We start from the raw sequence: 22,206 nt of genomic DNA on the forward strand, positions 1-22,206 counted from the left end.
CCAGGCCCTCTACAAGACGGCTCAAGAGTCCATAGGAGTAACCGAAGGATTAACCGGAGCCCGACACAGGTTAAACGCCTGCCTGGACGAAATAGCCTTTTACCAGAAGCAGATCGAGCAAACAGAAGCAGCCATGGCCGCCATCCTAGCAGGAATAGATATCGCAGGCAATTTATTAAGCATCCCCGGTATAGGCCTGGTAACAGTAGCCGGCTTTTTAGGCGAAATAGGCGAACCCCAAAATTACGAGCACTGGAAGCAAATCCAGAAACTCGCCGGGCTGAACTTAAGCGAACAAAGTTCCGGGAAAAAGAACGGGCAAAGCAAGATATCCAAACGCGGGCGAGCCGAATTAAGGAACCTGTTATACCAGGCCAGTATAACTCTGGTAGCCAAAAACCGTGAATTTAAAGCTCTATACCACTACTTCCTGACCAGGCGGGAAAACCCCTTAAAAAAGAAGCAGGCCTTAATAGCCATAGCCGTAAAATTACTGCGGGTAATGTACGGCCTGGCCAGGAAGAAAGAAAACTACGACCCTGACAAAGTATTAGGTGACTATCGCCGCGCCCAATTACAGCAAGCAGCTTAAAAATAAAAACCCAAACACAAGGTAAAAAGTCTTGGGTGGGGGAAGCCTTAATTCCCACCATAAGGGCATAGACCCTGCTCACAAGTACCAGGCATAACCCATCCGCCCTCAAAAGGCCGAACGAAGGAATGAAACAGGGCATAGACCCCGGGAGACATGATAGGGTAGCCGAGGGCCAGGAAGTGGTGAGGTTACTACCCAAGACTTAAAGATTAAGCCATCGTCTTGTTGTTGTAGACGATGATGTAAGCTTAGTCTGCCCCCTTAGACTTTATCGTAAAAAATTGAAAATCTAAGAGAGCAGGCGATTTAACGAGATAGAAGCAAATTATTGAGATAGGTGGCAATCGTGAGGGTATAAATACATTACCACTCTAGTCTTAAATCGTAAAAAAGAAATCATTTCCTTTTAATTCCATACGTTTAGCGATATACAAGATTATAAGGCGTTAATACTCACACGGGCTGCTAGGGAAGTGCAGGTGGTATCGAACTGCCCCGCATCGGTTCTACCGTGATTGTCCCAGAGGATACCTCAAAGGTCAAACACTTTTTACGACAAAATAAATGACCAACTGGAAATTTAACTGTTGGTCATATCATACAAAGTGGTATGGTGAATGTTATTCATGGGAGTTCCTCCTTCTGAGTTTTCTTGTTTGCTCTTACTACAAGATTCGATCCAGAGGATGGTAACTCCTTTTTTTTGAATAAAATATCCGGTTTTCGAAGCCAAGGCTTTTTGCCCTGAGTTTTTAAGGGGGAACTAAATATTCCACGCTTAAAAATTTCTCATTTCGTATCTTGACAATAGGGTCCACCTTACTGGGTCAATAAGTGAACCAAGGCCATAGTTCTTTGCACCCGCCGCTGCCGCGATGCCAAGCACAGTCCAGATAATCGGAAATATGAATTTTTCCATAACGACCACATTTATGTCCTTACTTTAACGCCCACGATTTTTTCCATAATCTCTACCATGCACAGGTTGTCGTCGTCACCGCGACCTTGACTCATGGCGGTGGTGTAAGTTTGGACAACGCTTGAACCAACAGGGAGGGGCACAAGCATTTGCTGGGCAAACTCCAGGCACATGGAGATGTCCTTATGCATCAGTTTGATGCTAAAGCCAGAATTGAGGTTGTTTTTAAAAACATAATCTGGGAAGCGCTTTTCGGTAGCGTAGCTCCTACCGCTACTGGCATTTAAGACGTCGTTTACCAATTTGGGATCCAGGCCTGCCTTCGCTCCTAAGACTAAAGCCTCAGCCGTTATGATAAAGCAAGTTGAGGAGACGAGGTTGTTTAGCATTTTTAGGATATGCCCGGCGCCGATGTCGCCGACATGGTAGATGTCGGTTGCCAGAATCTGGAGGATGGGCTTACACTTCTCTAATACAGCGGCATCCCCTCCCACCATCATGGAAAGCGTCCCCTTTTCGGCGGCGGCAACACCCCGGCTTACCGGCGCATCAAGCATGCTGACGTTTTTCTTTTTAAGCTCCAAAGCTATTTTTTGTGTACTGGCGGGCCTAGAGCTGGAGAGATCGATAAAAACAGCTCCGCTCTGGCAACCCTCAATAATGCCGTCCTGCCCAAAAACCACACTTTCGACAACGTTAGAATCTGGCAGTGAAGCCAGGATAAAATCTGAATACGCAGCCAACTCCTTAGGGCTTTTAGCTTCTTTAGCCCCCAGGTCTACCACTTGTTTTAGACGATTTTTGTTTACATCAAAGGCTATAACATCGTTCCCTTCAATGAGCCTTTTGCACATCCTCCCCCCCATTTGTCCTAAACCGATAAAGCCAATTTTGTAACTCATAACTTTAACCTCCTCGGAATTTTTATATACTTGCCCTAAGGTAAATATCCTTCTGTAGTTAAATCTGTTGGTTCAATTCTGAAACGATTTCTTCTTTAGTTATTAGTCCACCCATATCCTTAACTAGCACTCCTTTTTTATTTAGAATTAATACTCTAGGCAACCCCTCCTTTAATATATCTACCATTAGGGCGTCTTGAGCGACTTCTTTCTCTTCATAAAAGTAGCAATTAATTTTTGCTTGATACTCATCCCTTATTGCTGCCACTACAGGCAACATCTTTTTAGACGTTCACTTTCCCGGCTTATCGGAGTTTTCATCGACATACAAAAATATAAGCGCCGGGACTTTACCTTGAACATATTGCCAGTAAGGACCTCGATTTTGGACATATTTGTAGCCTAGTAACGAAAGGACAATGGCAAAGCAAAGGATAATGCCCATTCTCTTGTGCATTTTTATCCCCCTTAGTGCTTAGGCATTAACAAGTTGGGAATAAAAACGGAAATCTGCGGAACTAAAATTAGGATTACAATTCCTACGAACAATATAATTAGAAAGGGGTAAAAGGATTTCATGATGTCTTCCATGGACATATTGCCAAGTCTAGCGCCCACCACTAACCCTATTCCCGCAGGAGGGATAAAAAGGCCAACACCTATGGCTGCCACCATTACTATTAAGAAATGCAGGGGATCTATTCCAAACCGATGTACTACCGGTAAAAAAACTGGGGTAAAAATAAGCGCTGCAGGCACTCCTTCTAATAAAGACCCTGCAATTATCAGGGTAATCGTGACCCCTACCATAAACACAAAGGGGCTACTGGAAATAGATAAAAAGAAATTAGTTAATAGCTGCGGTACCTTCCCCAAGGCAAGAATATAGGAAAAAATGTTGGCAAAGCCTATTAGGACCATAATACTGGCCGTGCTTACAGCGCTCTCGATCATTATTCTCCATACATCCTTTATTTTAAGTTCCCGATAAACAAAAACACCAACTATAAAAGCATAAACAACGGCTATAGCGGCAATTTCAGTAGGCGTAGCTATGCCGCCCATTATGCCGCCAAAGATAATAACGGGCATAGCCAAGGCAATTAAAGAATCGATAAAAGACTTAACTACTTCTAGAAAAGACGGCCTAGGCTCGGCTGGAAAGTTATATTTTAACGCTTGGAAATATATAAGCAACATTATCAGCAAGCCAAGAAAAACCGCAGGTAACAATCCGCCCAAGAACAATGCTCCTACCGATTCATTAGCTATTCCAGCCAAGGCGACCATGAGAATGCATGGCGGGATAAGCATCCCCATTGCCGATGCGGCACAGATGACACTTATTGAATATTGGCCTGTATAACCTGATTTTTTTAAGCTCGGCAACATCATCGAAGACATCGCCGAAACATCAGCCACGGTCGAGCCTGAAATTCCGGAAAAAAACATTTCTGCCACTACTACTACCATTGCTAGGCCACCCCTAAAGTGGCCCACCAGAACTTTAGCTAATTTAACAAGGCGATTGGCAATGCCGCCGGTATCCATAAGGGCCCCTGCCAGAATAAACATGGGTATGGCTAAATAGGTGAAAAGATCTATACCTGTCACCGTACGGCTGGGGATTTGGCTAATAGGAAGGTGACTTATATATAGTGTTACTAATGAGGCTAGTCCCATTGAAAAGGCGATAGGTACATCTAAAACGACAAGGGCCAGGAAGACTATGACCAATATAAACCCGATCATGCAGCATCACTCTTTCCATTTTTATTTAGGTAATGTAGTAGTTGTTGGCCACAATAAGTTATGATTAGTATTGCCGCAACCGGAACTGCAAGAGCGCGCCACAAAAAAGATATTCTCAGGACAGGAAAAATCATACGGGAACTGGCCCTAACATAGTCAAAGCTAAAGTATAAAAGGGCCACCGCAAAGAATATGATTGATAAATTGGCGGTTATTCGCATATATCTTTGTATTTTAGCAGGCAATTTTGTGATTAAAGCTTCAACTTGAACATGGGCCTTTGTTTTTATACCTACGCCAACCCCCAAAAAGGACAACCAGACTAACATTAGGCGGGCAACTTCATCAGTCCAGGGGAGTGGTATCTTTAACAAGTAACGAGTAATGACTTCTATAAAAAGGACTATCGTTATACCAATCATTAATAACGCGAGGATAGCTTCCGGAAGTTTAGCGATATATTTGAGCGCTTTCATGAAAACACTCCTTTAAGGATGGTATGATGCCGATTATTCGGCATCATACCATTTAATTGGAGGGCTTTACTCCTGTGCTTTAAGTATGCGTTCAATATATGCAGGCGGAATTTTGTTTTCAAACTGTTTCCAAATCATAGGTGCAATATCTTGCCACACTTTCATTTCTTCTGGGGAAAGGTCGTAAAACTTAACCCCTGCCTTTAGGGCGTTTTCTTTCGCTTTGGCCATGGCGTCGGTATTGACTTGGATATTGTATTGTTCGGCTTCTTTAGCCGCTTTTTCAACAGCGTCTTTTATGTCCTGGGGCAGGGCATTGAATTTATCAGCCCGCATTAACAAAAGCTGTACCGGCGCTCCGTAATTGATGTTGGTAGAATACTTGGCGATTTCAAAATGACGGCCGTTGTCTGCCCAAGTCAGCTGCAGTCCTTCGCCGTCTATTATCTTTTGGCTTAGTGCGGTATATACTTCGGTAAGCGGCAGCGGCGTTGGAATGGCTCCCCAGGCTTTCCAAAGGGCAATTTCTACCGGCGTATTGACGGCCCTTACTTTCATACCTTTCATGTCTTCGGGCTTTTTTACTTCCTTGGTGCCCAAATAAACCCGGAATCCGCCGTTACCAGTCATCATACCGAGGATTTTTAAATTGTTTTCCTTTTCAACTTTCTGCCTGATTTCGTCGCCTATTGGCCCAAGAAGCACTTTCTCTAACCCTTTTTGGCTTTTGATTATATAAGGCAGGTCAAGCCACAGGAAGGCATCAGTAAAAGAGCCTATATTTCCGTTAGATGTTGTTCCCAGCTCCAAACTGCCATTAAGCACGCTTTCAACACAATCCGTTTCCTGGCAAACGCTGCCCCCCAATAGGGTTTGCACTTTAGCTTTTCCTTGGCTGTATTTCTCAACTAGTTCGGCAAACTTTATATACGCTTGCCCTGCGGGTTCATTCGGTTGGGCCGACGTCCCCAAACGCATTTCTATTGGTTTAGAGTATTCTATTGGTTTAGAGTTGCTGTTTTGGTTTTTGTCGGTGTTGTTACCACACCCCGAGACTACTAAACCAAGGGTTAAGATGGCACAAAGGATAAACTTTTTCATGTTTTCCACCCCTTTATTATCCCAATGTTTTCATTAAGTTTAAGGGCTTTTTTAAACACCAAAGGATCGTGACCCGGCACTATCATCCCTACCATCGCTTTAAGCTTTTGCAAAGCCGTTAGGGATTCGGTGAGACTGTAGAATATCCCCCCTGGCAGGTCTTCCTCTAAGTTGCGATACATTGGGCATACATCGCCGGCAATAATCACCTTATTAGTTTCAATTGCAACAATCTGGCTGCCAGGCGTATGTCCTCCCATCTTAATAGCCCAGACTCCAGGAGATATCTCCATATCCCCATCAATAACCTTAATTCCCGGCAATGATTGTAAATGGTGAAGATATTCCCTCTCTGGATAAAACCTATTCGCAGAGGGATACGAAAAAAGATGGCTTTTAATATAATCAAGTTCACTTTTTTGAACATATATTGAGGAAGAAGGAAATAGCTTTAATGACGAGCTATGATCCCAGTGTAAATGCGTTAAAATTACCTTTTCCACCTGGACAGGCTCTATTTTAATCATTTTCAGTAACTCTTCCGGGGATACGCAATTTGTCGCGCCCCGGTTTTGCCCCACTTTTGGGGGAAAACCTGTATCCACGAGAATAGCCTTTCCTGAAGCAACGAGGCACCAAAAGTAGTAATAAATCTTCTTTTCTTTTCCGGGGTCAGTTAAATACATAAAATATGAACTATCAGCAACTCTCTCGGCAACCTTGAGGATATAAATCTCACAACTTTCCACAGAGTTACCCCCATAAATCCATGATGACGTCTTCTAATCCTAGTTCCCTTAGCTTTGCTTCTTTGGGTATGCCGGTTTTTAAATCCCACCCCCTTATCTGGTAGTAATCGTCCTTCATTTTCTCCAGCACTTCCGGGGTAATGTAGAGGCCCTGGCTGGGACCGGATGGTATCGGCTCGGTTAAGAAGCGATTTGGCAAAGTATCGTTTTCTCGGCGTACCCCTTCCCGGACGTTAAAGGCTCTTTCTAAGTTCCAGACACGTTCGCCAAGCTTGCGAACATCATTCAAGTCATACCCTATTCCCGTCACGCTATTAATGGCTTTAACGTGCATTTCGGTGAGGTCAAAAAACCCTAAGAAGTTTTCAGCCATGTGGCACATGATCATCGAGTCTTCAAGGGCGGTCATGTTGTTGATTTTAGCGACATACTCTCCTTTGCCGCTAGGTGTCCGGCGGTCGATCTGGCCGCTGTATTCCCCTTTAGGCCGGGGGTCATGGTGACTGCCTCCCCTGGTGCTTACGGCATAACCAAGGCCCATGCCTTTTAAACCTCGTGCTGAGTGCCCCGCCGGCTCCAAGCCCCGCATATGGATGGCTAGGCTTTCCGCACCAAGGCGTATGGCTGCCCTGGCTGTTCCTTCCGCCAGGATGTCGCCCAGGCCCTCCCTCTTAGCCATTTTCTCCAGTAAAGCGATCATGGCCTCGTGGTTTCCGAAATTAAGCTCTAGCCCGTCAGTGTCGTTACGATTAACGATGCCTTTCTCAAAGCATTCCATTGCAAAGGCTATTGCTGCCCCCGCCGAGATGCTGTCAAAGCCTAATTCATCGCACAGCCTATCACCCAAGGTAATAGCTTCCAGACTATCAATGCCGCATAGGGAACCCAAGCTAAAAAGGGTTTCATACTCAGGACCTTCAGTTAAAGCACCCTTATAGGGGCCATCTTTGACCAGGCAAAGCTTACCACACATCATGGGGCAGTTATAACAGGCCTTGGATTTGATTAAAGTTTTTTGCCGCATGGCATCGCCGTCAATTCGACTTGTGCCTTCAAACTCTTCTACTTGCCAGTTTCTGGTGCCAAGGATGCCTGCCATGTTATTTGAAGCCATGTTAGGTGTAGTCCCGTATTCATAATAGCTTTTTCCGGCCACAGGGTGCTTCCTGATTATTTCCAGGATTTCGCCGGTCAGCTTAATTAGGCCGTTAAGATCAGAAACGGTAATATCCTTTGAACCTCGCACGGCGATGGCCTTCAGTTTTTTGGCTCCCAAAACTGCTCCCAGGCCACCCCGGCCAGCTGCCCGGACGCCGAAGAACACCCCTGCTATGCGGCTTAGTTTCTCTCCCGCCGGGCCAATGCAACCTACCTGGATGCTTTCATCGCCAAGATCTTTCTTGATGGCATTTTGGGTTGCATAGGTATATCTGCCCCAGATACTTTCGGCCGGACGGAGGCTAACGTTGTCGTCATCAATCCATAAATAGACAGGACTTTTCGCTTCTCCCTCGATGATAATGCCGTCGTAACCTGCAAATTTGAGCTCAGGGGCAAAGTTACCTCCCGCGTAGCTGTCAAAAAAAAGTCCAGTCAGGGGCGACTTACTAAAGACCCCTACTCGCGAACATAATGGTAAAATTGTCCCCGCTACCGGTCCCGTAAAGATTAAGACTTTATTCTCTGGCCCTAAAGGGTCGATCCCTGGGGCTAGTTCATGATAGAGAAAGTGCGCCGCTAGTCCATTGCCACCCAAAAACTTGGACGCCATTTGCTGGTCCAGCTCTTCTTTCTTAATATCCCCGCTCGTTAAGTTAACCCTAAGGATTTTACCGGCGTAGCCACCGTAAACAAAGCTCATCCTTTAGCCTCCCTCCGCAGGAAACAGTATGATTATTTCATCGCCTTCATGGAGCTTCTTCTGATAATTATCCGGTCGCACATCCTGTTGGTTTACCAATAACAGGAACGGCCAGTAACCCCCGGCAGATTTAAGCAAAAAACGCTCCATAGGCTTGCCGTACCTTTTTAGTAAAAACGCCAGGAAATCCCCTACCGTAGCCCCGTCTTCAAGCTCGAATTCCATATGCTTTTGGCCGACAATCTCTTTTAAGTCAGCAAAGGCAGAAAACTTAATCTTCACTTTGTATCCCCCAAGAGGCCAGCATGCGCCCCAATTTCTTAGCGGCGAAAGCCTCGCGCTTTTGCTCAGCCAGCTCGTTTAATTCCTTAACTCTTTCACCTCCAGGCGAATAGGTAAGAAAGTTACGCTGACAATAAGCTACACACTGGGGGTTACCACCACATAAGTCGCATTTGATAGCGACGTTACGCTCCGGATGCAAGGTAATGGCCCCGAAGGGACAGGCTTCCACACACAATCCACAGCCGTTACAACGTTTTTCATCCACTACCCATGCCCCTGATTTTTCGTGGTAGCTTATTGCCTTTAAAGGACAAGCGTCAGCACACGAAGCATTTTTACATTGTTGGCATACTACAGGAACAGGTTGTTCAGGAAGGCCATTTAGTACAACCCGGATGCGGCTTTTTTTAGGATTCACCGCGTGCTCATGGATGACAGAACACCAGATTTCACACATGCGGCAACCGGTACAATTAACAAGGTCGATTTTTAGCCGCCCCACTTGTGAGTTCCCCCTTTATTCAAGTAAGTAGGTTCTCGGAAACTCCCATTAAGCTAAACCCTGCCTAAAAATAATCCTGATGTCCTTACGTTATTTTATACGGACCATTCCTACGATAAAACAAAAGCCAGTACACTTGGCAATAGCTTATAACCTAGGCGTACTGGCTTTTACCCCTGTTCCCGCCCCGGCACTTCCCCACCACTGGCACCGGTGGAGAAACCTTTTTGGGGCTTCAAAGTAAAAGAGTAAACTGCCTCTCCTCTGCTGAAGAAGGCTTTTATCATTTTAGTTGTTTGGCAATTTAATATATTCGACGCCCTAAACAAGATTCCTGCATAAGAATAAAAATTTTTTTCCACGTTTTTGTATAGCTAAGGCAAAGCGTCTCCTTAATCTACCTGAGCATCTAAATCACATCTTCCTTGCCTCACATGCCTTTAATTGAGGTAAATTTCTTTGCTGCATCCTTCAACGCATAAATTACTGCTCGCTGTGAACTTCCGTGAAATCGCTTCTCAATTTCCTCAATCATGATATTGAGTTCCTCAAGAAGCTTCCTACCTATAAGTACCGACTTCACAACCCGCCTAGCTATTGGGGTTGCCAGAGTACAGTATGCGTCAACTATTTGCCCCGTCTCCGGTTCAACTTCAAGCCCTATTACCACCATCTTATAAAGTTGGTACGCTGGGATATCACTAGGTGGTTGAGCGTGCCCTGTAATATACCATGTCTCTTTGCTAAAACTTTTCATAGTTTTCTGCTCACCTCCCTCAAAATGCCTGCTCAAATTAGCGATATGCAACGAAAATAAACACTTCTATGTATATAGTTTCCGATGAAAAACTATCTTTTTACGAAATGCTGGCTTGTTGGAGAACCATGGTAAAAATCAAAGTATCATTATCATCCCTTTTCTCTCCCCATCTTCGTACTCTAGCAGGTCCTCGGTTGCAGTTGTGGACCATAATTCCCTAACCCACCGATATACTGGTACCCCTGTGTCCTTTGAGCCTGCTCCTGTCTAATCCATACTTGCGTTTGAGCACACTAATAGTAGTTTCTTCCCCAGCCCGCCAGTGCATAAGCTGCCTGAACCAGCTCTGTTTCTCATAATCCTTACGTTCAGCGCTAACCCTGCCCTTGCCGGGAAGGGCTACCCTTTTTACGCCGCGACTTTCAAGGGCTTCCTCGTATCGCTTGCTGCTAAAACCACGGCCAGCTACCACTTCTTGAGGGAGCACCTAAGCTTTCGGGTAGTTCGGTCAACAGAGCCAAGGAGAAGTCTTTCATCAGGAGGGTTGCCCTCCAATACCTGGTAGTAGGGAGTTCCTTCCAGGCGGAAAATATTACAATTGGCAAATCAAGAGGTAAAGTCACTTTGGATATTCTCCAAAAGCCTGTACTTCTTGGGTGTCAACTTGGACAACTTTGGCAATAGGATAGGTGATATTAGCTTACTAAACTTCACGTATCGATAGGCTCGGCACCTGGAAAACGAGCATAGGAATTTTATTAAGATGAAAGTCTAGACACAATTTATATCAACGTAATGGCGGCATCTATCTCCACGTACAACCCAGGTGCATACTGCTATTACCTTTCCAGCGTCGTCATAGGTTATTCTCTCTAGCAGTAACGCAGGGGAATCCTTTTTTACACCCAGCAATGAAGATTCAAATTCGTTCACTAACGTGGGTTCGATATATTTTCTAATCACTTCTCACTTTCAGATTATATTTGCGTGTTAATAGTTCATAAAAAACTGGTGCAACGGAAACCTCTTTCAATGTCAGGTCAGCACAAAGTGTGCTGTGGTTCTTCATTTACCAAACGCAACCTGTACCTCACCGTCTAGCGAAAGACGGAGCCTTATGCCAATAAGGCAAAACGACTCCAAGAGGTGAGGTCTTTATGGAAGAATTAATTCAACATTTATGGGAGAAATTCCTGCTGGTTGGCGAAAAGGTATTGGACGCATTGGAAGGAAAGACTACACAGCTCCAGGAGGCCCGTTACTTCAGTGGGCCATATAAAACCATTGAGGACCAGTGGTATGACGTATTGGATTATATAGATAACCGATACGACCTGGACCAGGTAGAGCGGATCTATATTACCGGGGACGGAGCGTCCTGGATCCGCAGCGGCATAGAAATAATACCCAAATCCATATTCGTCCTCGACCCCTTTCATCTCAGCAAATATATAATAGCGGCGTGGGACCCTACCCCAAATTGCAGGCAGCCATCTGGAAGCATATAGAAGACGGGAACCTGGAAGGCGTGCTAACGGTTCTCAACGAAGCAGAGAAGACCCATCCCCAACGTCGGCAAGCGGTAGCAAGGGCCAAGCGGTATATAGAAAACCAGTGGGACGGGATAGAATCCCAAAAACGCTACCGGGAAGAATTATTGGGATGTAGCGACCCCAAACCAGTCGTCGAATACTTGAGGATCTCAAAAAGCAGGATGAGAAAGAACTGGAAGCCATGACCGAACCGGAGGATAAAGACGATCACCGTAGCTGCAATAATCCCCAGGCAGACGGCAAACCTCAAACTAATGGGGCACAAGGGGAACAGGTTTTATAAAACAATAATTTTTCCCAAGTAACTTCTATGAGAAAATCCGGCGACCCAGATTTTCACGGGGAGAAATTCAGTAACGAAACCCATCGTTCCACTACCGACCCGGAGGCGCGGCTGTTCCGTAAAGGGGCCGGTAAAGAAGCCAAACTCAGTTATTTGGTGCACGACCTGATTGATGTTCGCTCCGGCGTTATCCTAGACACCAGGGCTCCCTGGGAAATTACACCGCGGGAGACTTTCTAGCGGAAGTCATCAATCTGGGCTATCATACCCTGGTTCCTATGGTGTCGGAAAAAACGGGCAGCCAGGGTCTTGGAAAATACCAGGGCGGCGGTAGTAATGCTGCAATTAAAAGTGGATCATCTCCGGCAACTTTTGCAACTATGTTTTCAGGTGCGGCTTGCCACAATTTAAAAAGTTTCTCACAACGCAAACCAGGGAAAAATATTAGCATAAGAAAATCTTTTTCGCTTCTTGGTCCAGGAACGTTTACGTCGCAAAGCGCCGATAATTATCTTGACATGCCAGACCCCTGATTAAGCAGCGGTAGTAATAAGGAGCTGCAGTAAAAAAGGTTCCTAGCCTTCCAGGCAGGTGACCTTTTTTGTTCCCTCTCCTGAGGGCGGGCGCAAGTTGTGCCGGATTTTAAAAGGGGAAGCAGCTCCTGCCTGGCTTCTTCCAGCGTTAGAGGTATAGTTACGGGTACCCCCTCCCGGGAAAGATGGGCAAAGAGCTCCACCAGGAGGGGCGGCTCCAGGTTGGCCTGACGTAAGATATTCGGCCGGGCAAAGATTTACCGGGGGCTGCCCTGCAGCAGGATCATACCCGCCCTGGATGTTTTCCCTTTTCGACCGGGGATCCAGGCCGTCAAAAGGCAGCTACTCTAGCGGCCGGTAGCGGCTGATGATGGCTTCGGCCACCTTAAGGCCGTCGACGGCGGCGGAGACAATGCCCCCGGCGTACCCCGCCCCCTCGCCAGCCGGGTACAGGCCCCCGGTACTGGCCTCATAATTTTCATCGCGCCAGATGCGTACCGGGGAAGAGCTGCGGGTTTCCACTCCGGTCAGCACCGCTTCCGGCAGGGCAAAGCCGTAAACCTTGCGGTCAAAGACGGTTATGGCTTCCCTTAAGGTTGCCACTACATAGGCAGGCAGGCATTTTTTTAAATCCTGGAGGGTTACCCCCGGACGATAGGTGGGCCTTACCTGGCCCAGTTGTTCCGAAGGCCGCCCGGCCAGGAAGTCGCCCACCAGCTGGACCGGGGCATGGTAATTTTCCCCTCCCAGCCGGAAAGCCAGGCGTTCCCAGCGGCGCTGGAACTCGACGCCGGCCAGGGGGTGCTCGTCGCCAAAGTCCTCCGGCGTTACTCCCACCAGCAGGGCGCTGTTGGCATTCTCCCCATCACGGGCGTAGGTGCTCATACCGTTGGTCACCACACCGCCGGGTTCCGAGGCGGCAGCCACCACGGTGCCCCCTGGGCACATGCAGAAGGTATAGGCCGAGCGGCCATCAGGTGCGTGGTAGGCCAGTTTATAGTCGGCCGGCCCCAGGCCCTCCACGCCGGCAAATTTCTTATACTGGGCAACGTTAATCAGCTCCTGGGGGTGTTCAATACGTACCCCGATGGAAAAGGGTTTGGGGCCGGCCTTTATCCCTCGCTCTACCAGCAGGGCAAAGGTATCCCTGGCGCTGTGGCCGCAGGCGAGGATGGCCACCGTTGCCGGCAGCTTTTCCGTACCATTTATAACCAGGCCTTGCAGGCGGTTGTCTCCTATTTGGATATCAGTAACATGGTTGTTAAAACGGACTTCGCCCCCTAGGCGGGTTATTTCGTTACGCATATTTTTAACTACAAGCCGCAGGATATCGGTGCCGATGTGGGGCCGGTAATAATAAAGAATTTCTTCCGGTGCCCCGAATCTCACGAATTCCTCCAGGACGAAGCGGCAGCGGTGGTCGTTAATTAAAGTCGTCAGCTTGCCGTCAGAAAAAGTCCCGGCCCCGCCCTCGCCGAACTGGACGTTGCAGCCGGGATCCAGGTGGCCTTCCTGCCAGAAGCGGGCCACCACCCTGGTCCGGGTATCCACATCGGCCCCCCTTTCCAGGAGGACGGGCCGGTAACCCGTGCGGGCTAAAAGCAGCCCGGCAAAAAGGCCGGCTGGCCCGGTGCCGATAATTACGGGACGGTGCGGGAGTTTTTCCCGGCCCGGTTTGACGGGCCGGTAGACGGGGTAAGCAGCCCGGGAGATGGTTTTATCGCCGGCATGCTTCTTTAAAAGGCGGCTTTCATTCTTAACCCTGGCATCCAGGGTATAGACCCAGTAGATCATCTCTCGGGAGCGGGCATCCAGGGACTGGCGGTAAATGGTAAAACCATGTAAATCCCGGGCCGGTATGCCGAGTTTTTGCAAAAGGGCGGCCTGCAGATCCGCTACTTTATCAGTTACGGGTATCTTGATACCTGTAACTCTAAGCACTGCTTCACCTTCTTTAATTTTAGCGGTTATAATTTTATTTTACCATTTGCCTGCCAGGCTTAAATATCCGGGCAGGGATAAAAAAAGACGGTCCGGCTACCCTCGTCGAAGGGATAACCTGAGACCGCTGGCAAAAGTAAAACGTTACTCCAACTCACGGGCAAGCTTCTGCCTTAAATAGCTGCTTCACCCATTTCACCGGTACGAATACGGACGGCATTTTCTATGTTATAAATAAAGATTTTACCATCGCCGATGGAACCGGTACGGGCTTCCCTCAAGATGAGGTTAATCGCCTCATCTACATCTTTATCCAGGACAACAATTTCTACCTTAACTTTAGGTAACAAGTCAATGGTATACTGGCTGCCGCGGTAGACTTCAGTTTTGCCCTTTTGCAGGCCGCAACCGGTAACATGGGTTACGGTCATCCCATTGATGCCGTATTTACCCAGGGCCTCTTTCACAGCTTCCAGCCTGGCCGGCCGGATAATGGCCTCGATCTTTTTCATTTTTTCCCCGCCTTTCCATTGAACTACGATCCTGCCTCAGTGAACTTGCGTACCCCGCAGGACGAAATCACCGTAGGCCTGGATACCGTGCTCGTAAATATCCAACCCTTCGCTTTCCTCTTCCTCAGATACCCGCAAACCTACGGTAACTTTGATGATGGCAAAAAGGATGGCTGCTGTAACTACAGTCCAGGCAAAAACTGCTACCACGCCAATTAACTGGGTGATCAACTGGGAAACCCCACCGCCGTAGAAAAGGCCTCCCTCGACGGCAAAAAGACCGACCATAATGGTCCCAAAGGCACCGCTAAAAGCATGGACAGAAACGGCGCCAACGGGGTCATCAACCTTTAAAACCTTATCCATAAATTCCACCCCCAGGGCCGTTACGCAACCTGACAGGAAACCGATAATCACAGCTCCCAGGGGACTGACGGCAGCCGTCCCGGCCGTAATGCCCACTAGTCCACCCAGGGTACCGTTTAAAGTCAAACTGACATCGGGTTTCCCAAAACGCAGCCAGGGTAGGATGAGGCCGCCAAAGGCCCCTGCCGCCGCGGCCAGGTTAGTCGTGACGGCGATGCGGGCAATGTCCGGCGTGGTACCGGAAAGGGTACTGCCCGGGTTAAAACCGAACCAGCCGAACCAGAGTAAGAAGACGCCCAGGGCTCCCAGGGTTATGCTGTGGCCGGGAATAGCCCTCACACTACCGTCGGGGCCAAACTTGCCGCGCCGGGGACCTACCATGGCCGCACCTACCAGGGCCGTCCAGCCGCCAACCGAATGGACTACCGTAGAACCGGCAAAATCGATGAAGCCGCGCTGGGATAGCCAGCCGCCGCCCCAGGCCCAGTGGCCAACTACAGGGTAAATGACAGCACTGATCACAAAGCTATAAATCAGGTAAGCAACAAACTTTGTCCTCTCAGCCATAGCGCCGGAAACAATGGTAGCTGCTGTAGCGCAAAAGACAGTTTGGAAAATCAGGAAAGCATAGAGGGGGATCTTCAGCCCCAGGTGTTCGAAGGTACCTGTTGTACCCCAGCCGGTGGTCCCAATAAAGCCACCGGCATCAACCCCAAACATGATGGCAAAGCCAACCAGCCAGAAGATGATGGAACCGGAACAAAAGTCGATGAGGTTCTTCATGACAATATTGGCTGCATTTTTGGCCTGGGTAAAGCCGGTTTCGACCATGGCAAAACCCGCCTGCATAATGAAAACTAGAAAAGAAGCTATTAAAGTCCAGACGGTATCAAGGGCAGTCGCATTGCTGGCAGCCGTCGGCTCCTCGGCCCAGGCTACAGAAGGGAGAAATAACATTACGCTTACAACGAGGAGAACCAGACCGATTCTACGTCTTGAAATTTGCATGGTTTTACCTCCCCCAAACTTTTTTAAACGAAATTACCAGCTCTTCCTAACCTGTTTGCCCATGGCTACCCCCTCCCTGGTGTTAAAGGGTTAAAAAGTAAAAGGCGCTACCCCAGGGGGCTTTCAATCCACCCTGATTAGCGCCTTTACTTGCTCCCAACATTAGGATAGTAATAAAGCCGCTATCTTAAAAATGATAGCGGCTTCATCGCCCCGTAAGCACCATTGCTTACGTTGTTTAACTGTGTCTTTATTATAATCACCAGCAATCCCGATGTCAATAATAAATTTTAAGTGGAGAAATCAGGTATTAATGCCTGGGGGCAGCAAAACCTGCTATTTTTAACGGCGCCACCAGAAAACGGCTACAACCAGAAGGGCCAGTAAAATCCGGTACCAGGTAAACAGGAGGTAGCTCCCATAGCGCAAGTACTGGAGCAAAAACTTAATGGCTAAAAAGCCGACGACAGCTGCCGTCAGGACCCCCAGGATAAAGGGCAGGTTGATAGCAGCCAGGGTTAAATCCTTTAACTGCAGCAGGGCCGCCCCGGCAATAATCGGCACCGACATAAGGAAGGAAAAGCGGGCTGCCGTCTCGCGTTTCATCCCAGTCAAGAGACCGGCGGACATGGTAATACCGGACCGGGAGACGCCCGGGATAATGGCCAGGGCCTGGGAAATACCCACAATAATGCTGTCGGCCAGGGTAATATCCTCCATTTGCCGGGTTTTACGGCCTACCCGGTCGGCCCACCAGAGGCCGATACCCATCAGGGTAAGGGTTAAAGCAATGAGCAGGGGCGAACGGAAAACTGTCCCGACCTGGTCTTCCAGGAGATAACCAAAGATGGCCCCCGGGATGGAGGCAACAACTAGGTACCAGAAGAGGCGGCCGTCCTGGCTCCTGGGTTGAAACAAACCGCAAATAACCAGTTCTATAAGGTCTCGCCAGAAATAAGCTACCACGGCAATCAGCGTACCCAGGTGTAAGGCAACATCAAAGGTTAAACCCTGGTCGGGCCAGCGAAAAAACCAGGGAAGCAAAACCAGGTGGGCGGAACTGGAAATGGGCAAAAATTCTCCCAGCCCCTGGACCAGGCCCAGGATTACTGCCTGCACGACATTCATTGCGTAATACTCTCCTTTGGCGATACGCGTTACAAAGCAAGTTTATCCTTACCCTGCCCTTATGTCAAGCATTCTCCTGCCTACTGGACCGTTATCAAATCCTTCAGATCGGCAAATTTTTTGGAGCCAATACCGGAGACATTTTGCAGGTCTTCAATCGTCCGGAAGGGGCCTTTCTGGTTCCGGTAGTCGATGATGCGCTGGGCCAGGGTAGGGCCAATACCAGGTAAACTATCCAGCTCCGCCAGGGTAGCGGTGTTAATATTTACCTTACCCCCTGTCTTAACAGTACCGCCGGCAGTACCCCCACCGGAAATTCCCGGCCCGGAAAAATTACCATTACCGCCCACCGCCCCTGCCTCCTCCCCCTGGCGGGGGACAATGACCTGCTGACCATCATTTAAAGGCGCTGCCAGGTTCAGGGCATTAGGATTGGCCTCCGGTAATAACCCCGCCAGGCTCACGGCTTCGTTAACCCTGGCGCCTGCGTGGAGTTCATAGACGCCGGGCCTCTGCACCGCCCCGGCCACGTGGACCTGGATGGTAGCCGGCTTCGTCGCAGCAGCCGCCTCCCCCGGAGCAGCGACAGGTTTAGCGCCACTGGTGGCCCCTGCTGCCTTTGCATCCCCCGGCACAACCGCGGGAAGTTTATCTCCCACCTGCCGCTCCTGCCAGCGGCCGTACTGGAGGCCGGCGCCAAAGAGGAGGGCCGCCACCAGGCCTAAAGCCAGCCAGCGTACGCGGCCGTCCCATTCCCACACGTGCATCACCTCGAAAGAGAGATTTCCACCAATAAAAATACAATACGACTCGTCTCGTCTTATTCCTGCCTCTGCCACCAAATTCTACCACCGGTAGAAGATAAAAAAAACGCCCCCGAAGGGGCCCTGTCATAAGCTATTATCCTGCATGCACCCCTGTAAGACAATTAACGGAAAAAGATCAGGGTGTCCAGGATAAAGAGAGGGATCAAAATACCAACCGACCAGGCCATATAGCCGAAAAAGCTGGGCATGCGGATGGCGTTCTCCTCCGCTATGGACCGCACCATAAAGTTGGGAGCATTGCCGATGTAAGTATTAGCCCCCATGAACACCGCACCACAGGATATGGCCATTAACATCTTGGGGGCTATTATCCCCAGTGTAGTCGGAACACCGGTAGCCGCTCCCAGACTGGTAGCAGTAGTCAAAAATACCAGGTACGTGGGAGCGTTATCCAGGAAGCTGGAAAGAGCTCCCGTGGCCCAGAAAAATTGAGCCGGGTGGGTTAAGCCCAGTTCAGCGCCGCGGGCGTGGAGGATGGCCAGGGCCGGGATCATGGTCATAAAGATACCGGCAAAAAGGGTGGCTACTTCCTTGATAGGACCCCAGGTAAAACGATTATCTTTACGAATAACCATAGGAGTAGTTTTCCATGACAGGAAAGCTGCCAGGAGAATTGCCAGGTCGCGGATTATATTGGTATAGGGCAGCACCACTGCTTCCTCGCCGTGCCGGTACAGGGTGATGCCGTAAAGGGCACCTGTTTTCTGGTCGGCGAAGGCAGGGTTCTTGGCCAGGATGCCGCTTAAAATAACCGCACCGACAATGATGCCCAGGTAAATAAGATTCTGCAGCCCTTCGACCCTCAGGGGATCCCGCCCGGCTTTCAGCTCAGGGACATCTTCTTTGCGATAAAAATAACTATCCAGGAAATAATACAATGACAGAAGGATTATAACATTGAATCCCATGGGCACGATCAATTTCATGGTCCAGAAGAAGGGTACGCCCCTTAAATAACCAAGGAACAGGGGCGGGTCGCCCACGGGTGTCAGGGAGCCGCCGATATTGGATACAAGGAAGATAAAGAAGATAATTATATGGGCCTTGTAACGCCGCCATTCATTGGCCCGGATTACCGGCCGGATCAGGAGCATGCTTGCTCCCGTCGTCCCGATCCAGCTGGCCAGGGCGGTACCTACCAGCAGGAGTAATACGTTTACGGCTGGTTTGCCCTGCAGGGTCCCGCGGAGAATAATTCCTCCCGAAACTACAAACAAACCAAAGAGAAGAATGATAAATGGAAGGTAATCAAGTAAATACACTTCCAGAGCATGGAAGAAGGCAATTCTACTGCCATAGGCAATTAAGAAGGGAATAAAGAAAACCAGGGACCAGAACACACTTACCTTCCACATGTTGTGCTCCCACCAGTGGCTGTTCACCAGCGGCCAGATGGCAATGGACAGCAGCATACCCACAAAGGGCAATACGCTCCACAAGGGCAAAAGATAACCCAGTTCACTCCCTGCAGATGCCCACGCCACCCCGCTCAAAGAAATAAAAGAACTAAACATGAGCAATAGTAACACCATTACTCTTTTAAAACTCATCCCCATTCGTCCTCCTCTCTTTTCGCTCCACATGTACAATATTCTATCCTAAGTTCTACTATTTTTCCACCAGTTTGGTTAAGAAAATGCCACCTTTAGCTCGCCCGGCGGGCCACTACATTGACCAGCTTATCCGGTACCACGATGACCTTAACCACTTGCTGGCCGGCAAGGAGACTGGCCACCTTTTCCCGCTTTAAAATAAGCTTCTCTACCTCTTCTTCAGGCAACCCCGCCGGAACCTGCACCCGGTCCCTCACTTTACCGTTGATCTGCACCACCAGGGTTACCTCCTGCTCCACCAGGGCCCCGGGGTCATAGGCCGGCCAGGGCTCCAGGTGGACGCTTTCCCGGCCCCCCAGGCCCTGCCAGAGCTCCTCGGCGATGTGGGGAGCAAAGGGGGCCAGCAGGGTAACCAGCTTCCGCAAAACCTCACCCATCAAAGGCAGGTTTTGTTCATTTGCCGGGACGGCGTCCTGGTAACGGTAACAGCCGTTGACCAGTTCCATAATGGCACTGATGGCCGTGTTAAAGTTAAAGCGCTGCTCGATATCCTCGGTAACTTTCTTTATGGTGGCATGGAGGAGCCGCCAAAGTTCGCGGTCGGCAGGTTTCTCAAAGGCCGGGGAGCCGCCGGCCTGGCGCACGGCGCCGGCGTAAGCAGCCACCAGGCGCCAGACCCGGTTTAAGAAGCGGTAACAGCCCTTCACCCCCTGATCGCTCCACTCCAGGTCCCGCTCGGGAGGGGCAGCAAAGAGGATAAAGAGGCGGGCGGTATCGGCGCCGTAGCGGTCAATTATTTCCTCGGGGCTGACAATATTCCCCTTGGATTTGGACATCTTGCTGCCATCCTTTAAGACCATCCCCTGGGTCAGCAGGTTCTGGAAGGGCTCCTCGACCCCTACCAGGCCAAAGTCGTACAGGGCCTTGGTAAAGAAGCGGGCATACATGAGGTGGAGGATGGCGTGCTCCACCCCGCCGATATACTGGTCCACATTCATCCAGTAGTCGACTTTATCCCGTTCAAAGGCCCGCTCCTGGCTGTGGGGGCTAGTGTAGCGTAGGAAATACCAGGAAGAACATACAAAAGTATCCATGGTGTCCGTCTCCCGCTGCGCCGGGCCGCCGCACCGGGGACAGGTGGTGTTGACAAACTCGGGGCAGTTCTTTAAGGGCGATTCCCCTGTCGGTTTAAACTCTACTCCCTCGGGCAGGATGACCGGCAGGTCTTCTTCAGGTACTGGTACCAGGCCGCAGCGGTCGCAGTAAATCATGGGTATGGGCGCGCCCCAGTAACGCTGGCGGGAAATCAGCCAGTCCCGCAGGCGGTAATTCACCCGGGCCTTACCTTTACCAATGCTCTCCAGGTAGGCAGTTACCTTTCCGATGCCCTCCCGGTTGGGCAGGCCGTTGAAGGGACCGGAGTTGACCATAATGCCGTCCTCGACGTAGGCGGCCGTCATGGTGGCGCCGTCAAGTTCCTGCCCTTGGGGCTGGATAACAACCTTGACCGGCAGGTTGTACTTGCGGGCAAATTCGAAGTCCCGCTGGTCATGGGCCGGTACCCCCATGACCGCGCCGGTACCGTATTCCATAAGGACATAGTTGGCAATCCAGATGGGCACCCGCTCATTGTTAACCGGGTTTATGGCATAGGCACCGGTAAAAACGCCTTCCTTTTCCTTCTCGGTAGCCGTCCGGTCCAGGTCGCTTAAATAGCGGGCCGCCTGGACAAAGCCGGCTACTTCCTTTTCCTGGGGTTTCCCCGCTGCCAGCTTCATTACCAGGGGATGTTCGGGGGCCAGGACCATATAGGTAACCCCGTAGAGGGTGTCCGGGCGGGTGGTAAATACCGGGATTTCCTCGTCGCTGCCTTCCACCCGGAAAATAACCTCGGCGCCGGTGCTCTTGCCGATCCAGTTTTCCTGCATGATCTTTACTTTTTCCGGCCAGCCGGGCAGCTTCTGCAGGTCGCTCAAAAGCCGCTCGGCATAATCAGTGATGCGGAAAAACCACTGCTCCAGGTCTTTGCGTATAACGGGGGTATGACAGCGCTCGCAGGCGCCGTCAACTACCTGCTCGTTGGCCAGCACCGTGGCGCAGGAAGGGCACCAGTTGACAGCGGCCTTTTTGCGGTAGGCCAGGCCGTGCTTGTACATCTGCAGGAAGAGCCACTGGGTCCAGCGGTAGTAGTTGGGGTGGCAGGTAGCCACCTCCCGGTCCCAGTCGTAGCTGATACCCATGGCATGGAGCTGGCGGCGCATGTTGGCGATATTGCTCCACGTCCACTCGGCCGGTGGGATCCCCCGGTGGATGGCCGCGTTTTCGGCCGGCAGGCCAAAGGCATCCCACCCCATGGGATGGAGGACATTGTAGCCCTGCATGCGTTTAAAGCGGGCTACCACATCGCCAATGGAATAATTGCGCACATGACCCATGTGTAAATTCCCGGAAGGATAGGGAAACATCTCGAGGCAATAAAACTTGGGCTTGTCACTATCTTCCGTTACCCGGTAGAGGTCGCTTGCTTCCCAGCGGCGCTGCCATTTAGGTTCAATTTCCTTAAAATTATACCTTGCTTCCATAACCAGTCACTCCCAAAG

Annotated in this window: 21 protein-coding genes and 2 pseudogenes; 4 read left to right on the forward strand and 19 right to left on the reverse strand. The window is 49.8% G+C overall.

What is annotated here, in order from left to right; genetic code table 11:
* A partial coding sequence (locus tag MOMUL_RS09455; RefSeq protein ID WP_153018339.1) for a transposase occupies positions 1 to 592 on the forward strand: 592 nt, incomplete at its 5' end.
* 933 nt (positions 593 to 1,525) lie between these two features.
* Here the strand turns inward: MOMUL_RS09455 and MOMUL_RS09460 are convergent.
* The 11 genes from MOMUL_RS09460 to MOMUL_RS17875 all read right to left on the reverse strand — a co-directional run bounded on the left by MOMUL_RS09460 (position 1,526) and on the right by MOMUL_RS17875 (position 10,865).
* Positions 1,526 to 2,464 carry an NAD(P)-dependent oxidoreductase gene (locus tag MOMUL_RS09460; RefSeq protein WP_330219197.1) on the reverse strand — a complete coding sequence of 313 codons (939 nt, stop codon included), beginning with the start codon at positions 2,462 to 2,464 and terminating at the stop codon, positions 1,526 to 1,528.
* 10 nt (positions 2,465 to 2,474) lie between these two features.
* Positions 2,475 to 2,696, reverse strand: coding sequence for a hypothetical protein (locus tag MOMUL_RS09465; protein WP_062284434.1), 222 nt, complete (start codon positions 2,694 to 2,696; stop codon positions 2,475 to 2,477).
* 188 nt (positions 2,697 to 2,884) lie between these two features.
* On the reverse strand, positions 2,885 to 4,168 hold the full coding sequence (locus MOMUL_RS09470; RefSeq protein WP_062284436.1) for a TRAP transporter large permease: 1,284 nt from the start codon (positions 4,166 to 4,168) through the stop codon (positions 2,885 to 2,887).
* A complete protein-coding gene (locus MOMUL_RS09475) occupies positions 4,165 to 4,644 on the reverse strand; it encodes a TRAP transporter small permease (protein WP_062284437.1) in 480 nt (159 codons plus the stop codon). Before MOMUL_RS09475 ends, MOMUL_RS09470 begins: the two co-directional genes overlap by 4 nt.
* Positions 4,645 to 4,710: 66 nt before the next feature.
* Positions 4,711 to 5,745: a TRAP transporter substrate-binding protein gene (locus MOMUL_RS09480; RefSeq protein ID WP_062284439.1), complete on the reverse strand. Its 1,035-nt coding sequence runs from the start codon at positions 5,743 to 5,745 to the stop codon at positions 4,711 to 4,713.
* Positions 5,742 to 6,494 carry an N-acyl homoserine lactonase family protein gene (locus MOMUL_RS09485; protein ID WP_062284441.1) on the reverse strand — a complete coding sequence of 251 codons (753 nt, stop codon included), beginning with the start codon at positions 6,492 to 6,494 and terminating at the stop codon, positions 5,742 to 5,744. Before MOMUL_RS09485 ends, MOMUL_RS09480 begins: the two co-directional genes overlap by 4 nt.
* 4 nt (positions 6,495 to 6,498) lie before the next feature.
* Positions 6,499 to 8,355: an aldehyde ferredoxin oxidoreductase family protein gene (locus MOMUL_RS09490; protein WP_062284443.1), complete on the reverse strand. Its 1,857-nt coding sequence runs from the start codon at positions 8,353 to 8,355 to the stop codon at positions 6,499 to 6,501.
* Positions 8,356 to 8,358: 3 nt separating this feature from the next.
* Positions 8,359 to 8,637, reverse strand: coding sequence for a MoaD/ThiS family protein (locus tag MOMUL_RS09495; RefSeq protein WP_062284445.1), 279 nt, complete (start codon positions 8,635 to 8,637; stop codon positions 8,359 to 8,361).
* Positions 8,627 to 9,142: a 4Fe-4S dicluster domain-containing protein gene (locus tag MOMUL_RS15795; RefSeq protein WP_084785573.1), complete on the reverse strand. Its 516-nt coding sequence runs from the start codon at positions 9,140 to 9,142 to the stop codon at positions 8,627 to 8,629. Before MOMUL_RS15795 ends, MOMUL_RS09495 begins: the two co-directional genes overlap by 11 nt.
* A gap of 430 nt (positions 9,143 to 9,572) precedes the next feature.
* A complete protein-coding gene (locus tag MOMUL_RS09505) occupies positions 9,573 to 9,899 on the reverse strand; it encodes a DUF3870 domain-containing protein (protein ID WP_062284448.1) in 327 nt (108 codons plus the stop codon).
* A 774-nt stretch (positions 9,900 to 10,673) separates the two neighbouring features.
* Complete coding sequence (locus MOMUL_RS17875) at positions 10,674 to 10,865, reverse strand: UTRA domain-containing protein (protein WP_084785575.1); 192 nt, start codon at positions 10,863 to 10,865, stop codon at positions 10,674 to 10,676.
* Between the two features lie 194 nt (positions 10,866 to 11,059).
* On the opposite strand from MOMUL_RS17875, the pseudogene MOMUL_RS09515 reads away from it, so the two are divergent.
* A pseudogene (locus MOMUL_RS09515) lies at positions 11,060 to 11,499 on the forward strand (UPF0236 family transposase-like protein); the annotation flags it as partial.
* A gap of 44 nt (positions 11,500 to 11,543) precedes the next feature.
* On the opposite strand, the gene MOMUL_RS17330 reads toward MOMUL_RS09515, so the two are convergent.
* Positions 11,544 to 11,720: a hypothetical protein gene (locus tag MOMUL_RS17330; protein WP_236713067.1), complete on the reverse strand. Its 177-nt coding sequence runs from the start codon at positions 11,718 to 11,720 to the stop codon at positions 11,544 to 11,546.
* 66 nt (positions 11,721 to 11,786) lie between these two features.
* Between MOMUL_RS17330 and MOMUL_RS09520 the strand changes: the two are divergent.
* A pseudogene (locus tag MOMUL_RS09520) lies at positions 11,787 to 11,945 on the forward strand (IS5/IS1182 family transposase); the annotation flags it as partial.
* A 71-nt stretch (positions 11,946 to 12,016) separates the two neighbouring features.
* Positions 12,017 to 12,271 carry a hypothetical protein gene (locus tag MOMUL_RS16645; protein WP_161484996.1) on the forward strand — a complete coding sequence of 85 codons (255 nt, stop codon included), beginning with the start codon at positions 12,017 to 12,019 and terminating at the stop codon, positions 12,269 to 12,271.
* A gap of 342 nt (positions 12,272 to 12,613) precedes the next feature.
* Here MOMUL_RS16645 and MOMUL_RS09525 read toward each other — a convergent pair whose 3' ends face one another.
* The 7 genes from MOMUL_RS09525 to leuS all read right to left on the reverse strand — a co-directional run bounded on the left by MOMUL_RS09525 (position 12,614) and on the right by leuS (position 22,188).
* On the reverse strand, positions 12,614 to 14,212 hold the full coding sequence (locus tag MOMUL_RS09525; RefSeq protein ID WP_062284453.1) for an NAD(P)/FAD-dependent oxidoreductase: 1,599 nt from the start codon (positions 14,210 to 14,212) through the stop codon (positions 12,614 to 12,616).
* Positions 14,213 to 14,385: 173 nt separating this feature from the next.
* Entirely contained in the window at positions 14,386 to 14,724 is a 339-nt protein-coding gene (locus MOMUL_RS09530; RefSeq protein ID WP_062284455.1) for a P-II family nitrogen regulator, read from the reverse strand.
* A 36-nt stretch (positions 14,725 to 14,760) separates the two neighbouring features.
* Positions 14,761 to 16,047, reverse strand: coding sequence for an ammonium transporter (locus tag MOMUL_RS09535; protein WP_236713072.1), 1,287 nt, complete (start codon positions 16,045 to 16,047; stop codon positions 14,761 to 14,763).
* 393 nt (positions 16,048 to 16,440) lie between these two features.
* The gene (gene uppP, locus MOMUL_RS09540; RefSeq protein WP_062284458.1) at positions 16,441 to 17,226 is read right to left on the reverse strand and encodes an undecaprenyl-diphosphatase UppP; all 786 of its coding nucleotides are present in this window, start codon (positions 17,224 to 17,226) and stop codon (positions 16,441 to 16,443) included.
* An 80-nt stretch (positions 17,227 to 17,306) separates the two neighbouring features.
* On the reverse strand, positions 17,307 to 17,987 hold the full coding sequence (locus MOMUL_RS09545) for a ComEA family DNA-binding protein (RefSeq protein WP_062284459.1): 681 nt from the start codon (positions 17,985 to 17,987) through the stop codon (positions 17,307 to 17,309).
* Positions 17,988 to 18,154: 167 nt separating this feature from the next.
* Positions 18,155 to 19,609, reverse strand: a complete 1,455-nt coding sequence (locus MOMUL_RS09550) for a sodium:proton antiporter (protein ID WP_062284461.1) — start codon at positions 19,607 to 19,609, stop codon at positions 18,155 to 18,157.
* A gap of 89 nt (positions 19,610 to 19,698) precedes the next feature.
* Positions 19,699 to 22,188 (reverse strand): leucine--tRNA ligase, encoded by a 2,490-nt coding sequence (gene leuS / locus MOMUL_RS09555; RefSeq protein ID WP_062284462.1) that lies wholly within the window; start codon positions 22,186 to 22,188, stop codon positions 19,699 to 19,701.
* Between the last annotated feature and the right edge of the window lie 18 nt (positions 22,189 to 22,206).

This window comes from Moorella mulderi DSM 14980 (genome assembly GCF_001594015.1).
GTDB classification, from domain to species: domain Bacteria; phylum Bacillota; class DSM-521; order Neomoorellales; family Neomoorellaceae; genus Neomoorella; species Neomoorella mulderi.